Source organism: Microcoleus sp. B13-B6 (genome assembly GCF_036705405.1).
In the GTDB taxonomy this organism is placed as follows: Bacteria; Cyanobacteriota; Cyanobacteriia; order Cyanobacteriales; family Microcoleaceae; genus Microcoleus.
In genome coordinates, this window is the sequence record NZ_JAUBUJ010000076.1 from 11048 (window position 1) to 23234 (window position 12187).

Genomic DNA, 12187 nt, shown 5'->3' on the forward strand with positions numbered 1-12187 from the left:
ATTGTGGGTGCGATCGGCAAAACATTGGGTACCGGCGCTGGAGTGGGAGTAATTGTGGGTGCGATCGGCAAAACATTGGGTACCGGCGCTGGAGTGGGAGTAATTGTGGGTGCGATCGGCAAAACATTCGGTACCGACGCTGGTACCGACGCTGGTGCTGGTGCTGGCGCTGGTGCGGGCGCTGGTGCTGGTGCTGGTGCTGGTGCTGGTGCTGGCGCTGGTGCGGGCGCTGGTGCTGGCGCTGGTGCTGGTGCTGGTGCTGGTGCCGGGGCTGGTGCGGGTGCGGGTGCTGGTGCTGGTGCCGGGGCTGGTGCCGGGGCTGGTGTTTGTAAAGGTGCGGGTGCGGGTGCGGGTGCTGGTGCCGGTGCCGGGGCTGGTGCCGGGGCTGGTGCCGGGGCGGGTGCCGGGGCGGGTGCGGGTGCTGGCGCTGGTGCGGGTGCGGGTGCTGGTGCTGGTGTTGGTGCTGGTGCTGGTGCTGGTGCCGGTGCCGGGGCGGGTGCCGGGGCGGGTGCAGGCGTTAGTGTTTGTAAAGGTGCGGGTGCAGGTGCGGGTGCAGGTGCTGGTGCAGGTGCTGGTGCAGGTGCTGGTGTCGGTGCGGGTGTTGGTGCTGGTGTTGGTGCGGGTGTTGGTGCTGGTGTTGGTGCTGGTGTTGGTGCTGGTGTTGGTGCTGGTGTCGGTGCGGGTGTCGGTGCGGGTGTCGGCGCGGGTGTCGGCGCTGGGGCCGGCGCTGGGGTCGGTGCTGGTGTCGGCGCTGGTGTGGGTGCTGGTGTCGGCGCTGGTGTTGGTGTCGCTGCAGGTGCTGGGGTTGGTGTCGCTGCGGGTGCTGGTGTTGGTGTCGCTGCGGGTGCTGGTGTTGGTGTCGCTGCTGGTGCTGGTGTCGGTGTCGCTGCTGGTGTCGGTGCGGGTGCTGGCGATACTGAAGAAGCCGTAATGTTAATTTGGGTCGGCTGTACTATCTGAGGATCGGGGCTGAAATAACTTCCCTGTGTAATAACATTTTCCTTCTTTGGACCCCCAGTGGCAATGCTGCCAGCAGTACCGTTGAGTTTGTTATAGTCGGGCCCGACGCTGAAAGGAGTGTTCGAGGCTTCGCCACCACCGTAGCCAATGGTGATATTTCCACCATTAGCGCTACCAGTAGTGGATGCGGAAATGCTGCAAGGTTGCGACAAGCAGTTGTTATCGTTTGTGAAAGTGCCTGTCGCTCGGAAATTATCGCCGGCTGTAATGTAAATCTCTCCTCCGCCCGTTCGGCCTTCGGTGTTGATATGGGTTACTTGTATGTCGTTGCGCGCGTTGAGGGTGACTGCGCCGCCTTGTTTTTCCTCGGAGTTGGCGTCTATGAACCCTGTTTGAATGCTGCTTGAGGGTGCTGCAATACTAACGTCTCCGGCGTTGCTCGTTTTGTCGATCGATCCTGCGTTGATATTGCCTGTTTCTACTTTTCCTGTACGGCTGGTGACGGTGATGTTGCCGCCTGCGGTGGTGTCGGAGTGGGAGTCGAGATCCGCAGTCCTAATGTCGCCACCAGCTTCTAGGGCGATGGGGCCGCCTTGGGAACTTGTCAGGTTTCCGCTGGCTGCAATGGTGTTGGCTGCTTGAATTTCGATCGCCCCAGCGTTTGCATCTTTTACTGCAACGTCCCCCGCAGCTACTGCTCGGTTAGACGCCGTGAGTACCACTTCACCGCTGGCATTGACGCTGAGGCCTGTAGCGTTCGTTTCACCGATGCCTGTGAGCAGTTCGGGCAAGGTTGCGATCGAGAATGTCGAAGCTGTGCTGGATGTTTCTGTGGTGCTAGTCGCTGAGGGCGGCTCGATTTCCAAACTCAGCAAATTGCCTCGCTGGCGGATCTGCACTAAATTTGTCCCCAAAACTGATGCTACGGTAATTTGACCGCCTGGGGCAGAAACGCTGCCGGTGCTGACAACGGTGCCGCCGAGCAAGGTTAAGTTCTGCCCTGACTTGACGGCTAAGTCTGCCGTGCTGATAATTGCCCCTGCTCGATCGGCCCCAAAAGCAAAGGAATTGGGCGCGCCTGTCAGAGATGTGTAGGTGCTACTACCGACAGCGTTAAACGAGTTTGAACCAAATCCAATAGCGGTGGCGGTGGTTGCTGTGAAAGAAGCCGGCACGTTTAAGCTGGCACTGTTGCCAAATATGATGCCGGATGGATTCATCAGAAACAAGTTAGAATTGCCGCCGGTTACTTGAATTAAGCCGTTAATAATCGACGGGTTGCCGCCGCCTATGCCCGCTAAAATGTTGCGAATGTTGGGGTTTGATATAAAGTTGGCAATCTGATTTTCCGACAAGCCGAATTCTTTAAAGCTGTGGAAAAGATTTTGTCGATCGCTCGATAATTGTCCGCCTTGAATATCGAAGCGAGTTGGCTGCCCAGGAGTTCCGTTTTGGGCTGCGGGAGTGACGGTAGTGCCTGTTGCGTTCGCCGCTGGAACAATTGTTTGACCTTCTGCTTTGGCTTGCACAAAGTAAAGATTTATTAAGACTATTTGCAGAGCAAGTGTCAGTTTGCTTATTCTTACTTTTGAGAGGAATTTCGACGTTTTTTGAATATTTTTGATGGTTTTCATAGGTTTTTAATGGGTAAAATATATATAGTCTTTCTCAGTAACATGAGGTGCTCATAGGACAGAGGGCATAGGGCATAGGGCATAGGGCATAGGGCATAGGACTAACCCATACCTCACTACGCTTGAGAACCGCTATAAATCACAGAAATTAAATAAAGAAACCGGCTTTGTAGAAAAAACTTGGTTGACGGCTGTGTCACTAAAGATTTGCACATCTGTGCTGTGTCTGGTCAATTTCGTAGAAGATTGGAAATCTACCCCTCATTTTCAGAGGTGGTATTTTTGAGCTATTCTGTCAGTCTTATTGCTAAGTAAGGTTTGCCTGGTAAATGTTCACGTTCCCTTGTTAGGAAAGCGACACGCTTGGCTATAAACCTGTTCACTCGTTCATTAATCGCCTTCGACAGTGCATAATGCTGGCGTTTACATCACGGTGTTATGACCAGATGAACGTAGTCAGTTAAGACGCTTGACTGCACGTTCCGATGTTGTACAGGTGCTGACTAGGAAGGCCAATATCTGCATAGGTTTTTCGGAACGGTTGAAGACGCTATCTTTATGAAGCAACCGGGTTTCTGACTGCAAGTGCATTCAGGAGTCAATGGGTAGAAATGGCCTTTGCTTTGGCAATTTTCTCAGCGTATCTTTTCCACAATCTAAATATAACTCGAAATGCCTAGGCTCTGTATCTTCCCCATGACATATTAATAAAACATAACAAAAACGGCCTTTCTAGAGGCTCTCCGACGCCTATAAACCCGTTTTTTTAACTATTATTCATAGTCTGAAGGAAGTATAGGGGTTCAAAAACTAGGTTTCTGCGTCCAATACTGACCCGGAAACATCCCCAAATATTTTATAGAAAACAAAAAATACTCGACACTTGCCGAAACTTAAAATTAGGGAAAGAAGAAATGAGAAGGAGTCAAGGGATTTTAGATTTTAGATTTTAGATTTTAGATTTAAGCATTTACCCCACGGATAAATTCGGGGGGCAAGTTTCATCGGATACAGGTTTTTTATTTCACCGGTCCTGAGTCTGCGAAGGAATGAATCCGGGGGCTTGTATCGTGGATGCTTGATTGTCAGAAGACAGAATTCTGAATTCCCAATACCCCATGCCTGAAGTGATGGTTAACGGTCACGGAAAGAATTTTTTGTGATCCACGATTAAAATCGGGGGCTTGAAACCTCGATTCTCCATCCTGTCGCACAGAATCCCTTCTGGATTCTGGCTGTTTAATTCTGAATTCTTCTTCAGTAATATCATGTCCGATCGATCGCCCATAATACAATTGCCGGGGCGGGTTTGTGAGATTGTCCCTTTTTGGCAAATATTATTGGTGAACCCGCCCCTACAGGAATCAGGGTAATCGACCGGACATGATATAAGTCAAATTGTTAGGGTGTTCAAAAACCCGGTTTATTTAAATAAAAAACCGGGTTTTTTGGTTTTTTTGTGTGAGGTTTTGTGAAGGAAAACTACTTAAATCCGGCTCAATTTCCCTCTTATAATCAACTCCACTATTGCCGATTGCGATCGCCTGCTTTTGGGTTTTAATCGATCGCCCTGTGGGTGTTTAAGGGGGTGTGCAGGCGGATTTGTGGAAGGATTTAAGAGTTAATTGGGTGAAGTTTGGACAGTGGGCGAGGGACTGGGTGAAGCAGGGCGCGGTGAAGCAGGGCGCGGTGAAGGCTTTGCAGAAGGACTGGATTGGGTGGATTTTTTGAGACCGACAAAAGCGTCATAACGGGTGGTACGATCGCCAATGACGGCCGCTGTAACGCCGATCGACCGCGTGGCGTCAATCCACATTTTTTGGCTGGGAGGAAACTCCGGCAAAGCTAGGTTTTTCGGGTTAAACGCACTCTCGGTGTCAATGAAGAAATTGCCGTTGTGGGGTTTAAGTTCCGATCGGACTGTTTTCTGGAACAGTTCGCTGCTTAAAAGCGGACTTTTCGGTTCCGGCACGATCGCATCAACCACTGGAGCTCCTACTGTCATAAACGCTACATCGTTCATCCAGCCGCGAGTTACCGTAATCCCTCCAAACGGCGATGTCCATTTAATCGCCGATTTGCCGCCGACTTGAATTTCCTCCACTCTAAACCCTTTAGTTTTCATCGTTTCATCAAGCTGTTTCAGAGATTTGTTGGCAGCGCCCTGGTTGTTTGTTTCCACCATAAATACAAATCCGGCAGCAAATTTGTCTCTGGGATTCTGGGCGGGGGCTGGTATTAATGATAGAGAAAATTCTCCCGCCATCCAGTTCATCAAGTCTTTATCTAAATCCAGGCCGGTAGTGGATTTTAAACCTGTGCGTAAAACTTGGGGATTAATCGGGGAAATCGGGTTGGCATCGGCTCCTAATACGTAGTCTTGCCACAAACGCTGCAAGTTGCCACCGGATACCATCATTATTGTATTGCTGGGCAGGCGGTTAACCATTTTTAGAGCATTGTTTTCTACTGCTATCCTCCTGGTAGAATCGGGTTTTAGCCAAGAGACAGATTTGAAGGCAATTCCTTCTACATCCAGCGTCGCTGTGGTGGCAAATCCTTGATTTTGTTGCAGTTTTTCCAGGCTTTCGGGCGAAATTTCACGGGCTGAGTTGGCGGCGGCATAGGCGGCGGCAACGGGCATATTGACGTAGATTTGACCGAAGGCACCCGGACTTTTTATTTTGTCTATGGCGTCTGCATAGCCTGGGGTTTTGGCTAGCGAAGGTTCGCCTTTGTAGGTGTCGATTATTCTGTCTGTAGCGCTAGGATCTGTGGTGACTGCTAGATAGTTTGTGCCGAGTACCGCGACTGAAAAATTGCGATCGGGTACGCCTTGAGTTTCTGTGACTTGCACGCCTTTATAATTACGCTCAACTATTTTTCCTTGGCTCAGAGGCCTGGGTTTTGCTAATAATTCTTTGGCTTTGACCGGGTTGGCAATTGGCAGGATAATTGCCACTGACTGTTGAATTGGCGGAGACGGGGGCGCATTGGGTGCGGGCGAGGGGGCTGGTATAGCTATTTTGTTGCGGAGAAAGGCTACCATTGCTGTGTTACCCACCCAGGGTTGAATGTCTTGCTGGTAGGCGTAGCCGTTGCTGGTGAGGAGGCGATCGCGCATTTCAGTTAAAAACCTCTCAAACGAAGCTTTTGACTCCGGCGTGCCAAACTCTCGCAGTCTATTCCACTGCGCTTCATCGGTGGTGATGGATAGGGCCATCATCGTATCTTGGGGGACAACCGTTGCCCCCGGCGGCAAATCTTTGGCGGGCCCACGGGAAATGACGAGGTAGTAGGTGACAAAGCCTAAACCGATCAGAAGTGTGGCGGCTCCGATCGTAAACAGCAGGGAAGATTTATCTTTCTTAAACATTATTCGTAAGGTTCGGGTGCTCGCAACATCATAAATTATATTGGGGATGCGGCATGGGGGATGGGGCATGGGGGATGGGGCATGGGCCAAACAGGGCATTGGTAATTTGTTGTTTTTTATTTGTTATTAGAAAAACTACTAACCAGTAACCACTAACCACTAATCACTATAGTCCTAGATACGGAAACCGTTTTTTTACTAAATAGTGCATTTTTGCCTTTAATACTGGTGAAAAACCCGGTTTATTTCGTATTTACGCGAAGTCCTACACTAACTATCCCCAAGGCCCGATGCCCCATGCCCCATGCCCCATGCCCAATTCCCAATTCCCTGATGTTAGTTTCTGGCCTTAAAGTCTTTAAAGATAGTTTGAAACGAGTACATCAGTCGATGGACATCGTTTGTGGCTCTCGGAAAAATGTTTAGTTCCCATTTTTTGCGAGCGGTAGTTAGCAGTTTTGCTACGGGTTGGGAGTAACTGTTAGAAATGAAATAGCTGCCGCCTTCGTAGCGAATGTCTGACGCTAAGCCGATAAAAGCACCAGCCATTTCTAGTTTAAGTTCTGAGGTGCTGTGCTGAGAGTTTACTGCTAAAATTACCTGCGAGTGTCGGGGTTCGCGGTTGAGCAAGCGGCAGATATTTGCTTCTTTTTGGTACAAAATTAAAACGTTGCAGTTGTGCAGAACTCCGGCTCTACCTTGGACTTTTACTCCTAGGTGAACTTCCAGGGCTGGTTTGTCGGGAAATTCCACAACAGCATGAGTATAGGGATGTGCACTTCCGTGGATTTTCCCCGCCGTTTTTCTAAATGTTAAATATTTCGGTGTTTCGTCGTCTAAAACATTGTTGTAATAAATAGTCCCGCCTTCATTAGCAACTGCTTTTAGCAGAATAGTGAAGAGGTAAGTGTCAAAAATTCTGGCTTGTTCTGCCGCTGTGTTAAAATCGGGATCGATCGAGCTTTTTAATTTGCTTTTTATTTCGGAATTGATGGCGTAGTTGCTCGGCCCGGAAGGCAGTTTTTCGAGCAAGTGCTTGAGGGCGATCGCCTGTTTGTGACGGGGGGCTGTGACGCTGGAGGTAAACTCGATTGTTTTGGCAGTTTCGGCACCTGAATTGGCAAAGGTAATTTTTGTGCCGAGGGGAGAGGTTTCTGATTCTACTTTCAAGAAATAAGCAATTTCGTCTTCCATTTCGGAAGTGTTAACCGTCGCTTGTTCGACAGCATTAATTAACAGCAAAAGTTGTTCTTTTGCGGTATAATCTTCTATCTTGAGCAGAGGTGTTTTTCTTTTGAGCGATCGCTCTTCAATTACTTTGCCTATCTCTACAGTATCGGCTACTTGTTGAACTACCCAACCCAAATTAAACTCATCCAGAATTGCCGCCAGTTCTTGATAGAGTTTGGCGTACTCGATCTCGTCCATAATTGTTTCTGCGCTGCACACTATTTTGATTATACAAGATAGTTTGATTTTTTGGTCAATGCCCTGTATTTGTCGATCGACTAAGTAAAAACACCCAACTGCTTTCCCACCTTGGGGCGGGGGTTGCCTTCTTCCTTCTCTCGTAGATAACTAAAGGCTTCTTGCTTCTTCCTTCTTGCTTCTTCCTTCTTCCTTCGATAGAGAGTAAGCTATTCTACGACATTCTGTAGCGATCGAACTATGGCAACTATCAACGACAACTACCTCAAACTCAAAGCTGGCTACCTGTTTCCCGAAATTGGGCGCAGGGTGAAAGCCTATGCAGAGGCGAATCCCCAAGCGCCCATCATCCGGCTGGGGATTGGCGACGTAACGGAACCACTACCGGCTGCTTGTCGGGAGGCGATGGTGAAGGCGGTGGAAGACATGGGCTCGCGGGATACCTTTAAAGGATACGGCCCGGAACAAGGTTATGAGTGGCTGCGGGAGAAAATTGCCGAGCACGATTTCAAGTCGCGGGGATGCGATGTTGATGCTTCGGAAATCTTTATTTCTGATGGTTCTAAGTGCGATTGTGGCAATATTCTCGATATCTTTGGCAACAATAACACGATCGCAGTTACCGATCCAGTTTATCCGGTGTATGTAGACACTAACGTGATGGCTGGCCACACGGGAGATGCGAACGAAAATGGCGAATACGGCGGCTTAGTTTACCTGCCAATTACAGCGGAAAACAATTTTACTGCGGAAATTCCCACCGACAAAAAAGTCGATTTAATTTACTTGTGTTTTCCGAATAACCCGACGGGGGCAACTGCAACTAAGGAACACTTGCAAGCTTGGGTAAATTATGCTAAAGCTAACGGTTCGATTATTTTCTTCGATGCGGCCTACGAAGCCTATATTACCGATCCGAGTTTACCGCATTCTATCTACGAAATTGAAGGGGCGCGGGATTGTGCGATCGAATTTCGTTCTTTTTCCAAAAATGCTGGTTTTACGGGTACTCGCTGCGCGTTAACAGTTGTACCGAAGACTTTGACTGGAAAAGCAGCAGATGGTTCCGATGTCGAAATTTGGAAATTGTGGAACCGCCGCCAATCTACTAAGTTTAACGGTGTTTCTTACATCGTGCAGCGCGGTGCTGAGGCGGTTTATTCGGAGGCTGGCAAGGCACAAATTCAGGCTTTAGTCAATTTTTACATGGAAAATGCTGCGATTATTCGCGAGAAATTGACAGCAGCGGGAATAGAGGTTTTTGGTGGGGAAAATGCACCTTATGTGTGGGTGAAAACGCCTGACGGTTTGTCGAGTTGGGATTTCTTTCAGAAGTTGCTGGAAACTTGCAATGTGGTGGGAACTCCGGGTTCTGGTTTTGGTGCCGCGGGTGAGGGTTATTTCCGCATTTCGGCGTTTAATAGTCGGGAGAATGTGGAGGAAGCGATGAGACGAATTGTGGAGAAGTTTAAGGTGTAAAAGGGCGAGAGATAAATCTTTTTGGGGCCGGGTTCTTCGGCCCACCCCACAAGAAAATTGATCTCTTCTGGAACAGGCATCTTGCCTGTTCATGCAAATGCTGAAAAATGTGAGTTATAATCAGCTTACTGCCGAATTTTCAGGCAGCCACTCCACAAATTCCTCGAAGTTTACGAGCTTGGGTAAAGTTAGAGTTATAGGTTTTCAGAATTACTGATAATATAAATTATATCTCTATCCATCTGCGTTTATCTGCGTGCATCTGCGGTTACAAACTCCCAATCTGCCAGTAGTGCCAGATTCAGACAATTTAAAATACTGGATTTAATCGGGCGCTTTTCATCCCAAAATACGATCGCTGAATAAAAGTTAATCGCTGCCGGTGAATTCAAAAGCTCAAAAGTTTGACGCGCAACTCCCTCGTCGTCAAAGCCGAGAAAGTAAACAGTATCATCAAAAACCACAGGTTTCTCAGCTATTTCACCGATCAACCTAAAATCCAGTTTTTTATAAAGCCCGCAAATCGCAATTTTCCAAAGTTTGAAGGTATAATCGCCAACTCCAAAAATCGAAAATCGAGGGTTGTTTTGATAAATTTTGCTTTTTCGATTATCTAAATATTGCCCGCAATCCTCCAGATAGCGCCCGGTTTTAGGAGCTATTTTTTTGATATTTTCAGTTGACTCCCCGATAAATTTTTGAGTAATGAGCATATATCGATCGGTAGCATTAATTCGATTTTGAGCAACACCAGAGCCTTTGATTAGCGGAAACAGATAAGTGTCCTCAATATCGACAACTTCTCCGAATGTATTTACAAAATAATTGTCTATTTTGCGAAACTCCATCACGTTAGAACAGTCGTGCTTTACACCAGATCGCCATTTTGTCCCTGAATTCACAGCATATAAATTACTCAATTTACTGAAAGAATTTATATCCTTAACCAAGAGATTGTTGTGATATCCAATTCGGTGACAGTCTGAAGTTTCTAAACTGCTAAATACATCGCAGAAGTAGTTTCGCGAATGAGCATCAAATTTGCAGACTAACAAACAAGCATCAACATTTGCATCAAAATATTTTTTAGCATCTATTTTGTAAGTTGCACAGTCAGCGAGATTGAGTTTTTGAGAGTGAAGGTAATTCAATAACTTTCTAGCAGTCGAAGTCTTGCAAAGCATCGCTAGATCGGCATCGCGCTTTTGCAGCCATTGCACCGCCTGAATCAGCATCCATTCTGAGATATCGAAGTTACTCTTACCTGTGAGAGCATCTAAGCCACTGTGATTTTGAAAATTGTTTTTTTTAGGTAAATTTTCGCTACCAATAGTTCCTTGTTGCGAGTTGGTCACCCACGGAAAGTTGCCGAGTACAAGCAGTCGAGTGCTACATCGATCGACTAATGATTTCCAATCAAAATCAAAGAAATCTCCGTGCCAAATATCGCATCTCTCATCCTGAAATAATTGCTTATTTAGTCTGACTTCTTTTAAGTAATTTTGATTTATTTCAACCCCGATAATTTTGGCGGCGGATGGAAACGAACGTGCAGCAGCTTGAATAAAATTACCGATACCGCACGTCGGCTCAATTATGGTGCCAGGATTGACATTAAGTTCTACTAATTTTCGACATACCATATCGGCTAATGCCGGCGGTGTCTGAAAATCGCCGTATTCTAGTTTGGTTTTGCGATTGTTAGAACTCATTGGTTAGATTTATAAACTGCGATAACACCTTCCTGTTGTCCGGCACGCTCAATGACCCTTCCATACTGAAGTCGCCATTGCAACGCATTAGAAATGGTCAAAAAACCTTGCAAGGGTGGGTTTCTCAGTATTTCGTCTGCAATGTTACCTGCTTCAATTTCGTCAACAGGTAGATTTTTGTCAAACATGAAAGCAAGCAAATCATCTTTATTGCCTTCGTTATCTAAAATATAGCGAATTCCACGGGTCATTTGAAAATCTGCTGTTCTTTCGGCACTAACGTAAATTGTATGCAAAATATTCAGCGTTGCAGTTCGGATGGTACTGTTGTCTGTCTTTTCGTAAACAAAGATAATCAGTGAATATCCCAGCCCAAAAATCTTTTGCCTTGCAGATTTGAAAGGACATGACGACTGCGGTTGCCTAACACTTGTTACCTTCACGTCAACCAATATCCCTGGGAAATCGATGCCGCTTGCTGAATTGCCATCTATAAATTCATATTGCTGCTTGAGATAGAGTCTGAACTTTTGCTCCAAATATGTTCCAACAGCCTTTCCGTCTGTGATTCCGTAAAGCAGAGGTTCCGGGTGTTGAGACTCGGCTGCTGAAAATATTGCCGCCTCAGAACAAAGAATTTCTACGGTCAGAGTTGTCATTTTGATGAACCACCACATTTTTAATTGGCTGAGAAGGTAAACAGTATCATTATTATTTGCCACTCTTAATATTCTATCGATCGCCCTCGCTGGGAAAACCAAATTGGTCTGGTAATTCAGCAGAGGTAATTTGCAGAATCTCTAGCAACTTCTTGTATTGAACAGGCGTTAGCTTCGGTACAGATCGCCCCGATTCCCAGTTCCTTACAGTTGTTTCGGTAACGCCAAGTGCGTCTGCTAGCTGCTTTTGGGTCAGCGATCGCTTAAGTCTGAGCCGCATTAGGGGCGATCGCTCTGATTTTTCTGGCATTTCCACAAGCAGCTTGACCCGTATAGTAAATTAATTTACGTAAATTACTTGACGTCTGACCGTAAATTGGTTTACGCTAAGGAAAGACATAAAGACGAGACAGCACCAGCTAAGCCACTTGTGCTTTAGGGGAATTGTTGTCTTTTCTTCAATCTGTCATTGTACGCGGTTTTACCGTTACAAAGCATCAAACCTATCCAAAATTATTGGTCAAAGCTATGTTGCAAGATTCATCATCGAACCAAACATCGCCGAATGTTTTAACCAACCAAACCTTTGAGGCCGATCGCGAAGCAGTCCGTCACGTCATCATCGGTTCGCCGCTGGGGGTACGGCGAACTATCCACCAACTGCACGCATTGCGCTACGAGGAAGCTGTTCGTTGGACTCATCCGATAGCCATTCCCGACAACCGCATCATTATTACACCCGATCAGGGAGAAATCATGAGTCTGTTAGTCAAATTAATCCGGCTGCAATGAAGTCTAAATGTGCGATCGATGTTTCTAGAATTGAGTCAAAAGTGCGATCGCGAATCTCTTCTCGTTGCCCGTGCTACACTCAACAGATATCTTGTATTCTTATCAAGAACAGGCAAGATGCCTGTTCCACAAAGAATGAGTTTACTT

At 47.1% G+C, this 12187-nt stretch carries 8 protein-coding genes; 2 read left to right on the forward strand and 6 right to left on the reverse strand.

Annotated elements, in window-relative coordinates:
- The 3 genes from QUB35_RS27090 to QUB35_RS27100 form a co-directional block, all read right to left on the reverse strand.
- A partial coding sequence (locus QUB35_RS27090; RefSeq protein ID WP_333144737.1) for a two-partner secretion domain-containing protein occupies positions 1 to 2594 on the reverse strand: 2594 nt, incomplete at its 3' end.
- A 1621-nt stretch (positions 2595 to 4215) separates the two neighbouring features.
- Positions 4216 to 5970: a DUF3352 domain-containing protein gene (locus tag QUB35_RS27095; RefSeq protein WP_333144738.1), complete on the reverse strand. Its 1755-nt coding sequence runs from the start codon at positions 5968 to 5970 to the stop codon at positions 4216 to 4218.
- A 336-nt stretch (positions 5971 to 6306) separates the two neighbouring features.
- Positions 6307 to 7398 (reverse strand): hypothetical protein, encoded by a 1092-nt coding sequence (locus QUB35_RS27100; RefSeq protein WP_333144739.1) that lies wholly within the window; start codon positions 7396 to 7398, stop codon positions 6307 to 6309.
- Between the two features lie 240 nt (positions 7399 to 7638).
- On the opposite strand from QUB35_RS27100, the gene QUB35_RS27105 reads away from it, so the two are divergent.
- Positions 7639 to 8877, forward strand: coding sequence for an LL-diaminopimelate aminotransferase (locus tag QUB35_RS27105; RefSeq protein ID WP_333144740.1), 1239 nt, complete (start codon positions 7639 to 7641; stop codon positions 8875 to 8877).
- Positions 8878 to 9125: 248 nt separating this feature from the next.
- Here the strand turns inward: QUB35_RS27105 and QUB35_RS27110 are convergent, their stop codons facing one another.
- Genes QUB35_RS27110 through QUB35_RS27120 form a run of 3 tightly spaced genes read right to left on the reverse strand, consistent with a single transcriptional unit; the run spans position 9126 to position 11558 of the window.
- Positions 9126 to 10589, reverse strand: coding sequence for a class I SAM-dependent methyltransferase (locus tag QUB35_RS27110; protein WP_333144741.1), 1464 nt, complete (start codon positions 10587 to 10589; stop codon positions 9126 to 9128).
- The gene (locus QUB35_RS27115) at positions 10586 to 11311 is read right to left on the reverse strand and encodes a restriction endonuclease (protein ID WP_333042058.1); all 726 of its coding nucleotides are present in this window, start codon (positions 11309 to 11311) and stop codon (positions 10586 to 10588) included. Before QUB35_RS27115 ends, QUB35_RS27110 begins: the two co-directional genes overlap by 4 nt.
- 10 nt (positions 11312 to 11321) lie before the next feature.
- Complete coding sequence (locus tag QUB35_RS27120) at positions 11322 to 11558, reverse strand: helix-turn-helix transcriptional regulator (protein WP_333144742.1); 237 nt, start codon at positions 11556 to 11558, stop codon at positions 11322 to 11324.
- Between the two features lie 218 nt (positions 11559 to 11776).
- Between QUB35_RS27120 and QUB35_RS27125 the strand changes: the two genes are divergently transcribed.
- Positions 11777 to 12040 carry a hypothetical protein gene (locus QUB35_RS27125; protein WP_190731698.1) on the forward strand — a complete coding sequence of 88 codons (264 nt, stop codon included), beginning with the start codon at positions 11777 to 11779 and terminating at the stop codon, positions 12038 to 12040.
- Positions 12041 to 12187 lie beyond the last annotated feature (147 nt).

Excerpts from the sequence above, each read along its gene's own strand:
- QUB35_RS27120 (WP_333144742.1), bottom strand. The coding sequence starts at position 11,558 with ATGCCAGAAAAATCAGAGCGATCGCCCCTAATGCGGCTCAGACTTAAG.
- QUB35_RS27105 (WP_333144740.1), top strand. The coding sequence starts at position 7,639 with ATGGCAACTATCAACGACAACTACCTCAAACTCAAAGCTGGCTACCTG.
- QUB35_RS27095 (WP_333144738.1), bottom strand. The coding sequence starts at position 5,970 with ATGTTTAAGAAAGATAAATCTTCCCTGCTGTTTACGATCGGAGCCGCC.
- QUB35_RS27125 (WP_190731698.1), top strand. The coding sequence starts at position 11,777 with ATGTTGCAAGATTCATCATCGAACCAAACATCGCCGAATGTTTTAACC.
- QUB35_RS27100 (WP_333144739.1), bottom strand. The coding sequence starts at position 7,398 with ATGGACGAGATCGAGTACGCCAAACTCTATCAAGAACTGGCGGCAATT.
- QUB35_RS27110 (WP_333144741.1), bottom strand. The coding sequence starts at position 10,589 with ATGAGTTCTAACAATCGCAAAACCAAACTAGAATACGGCGATTTTCAG.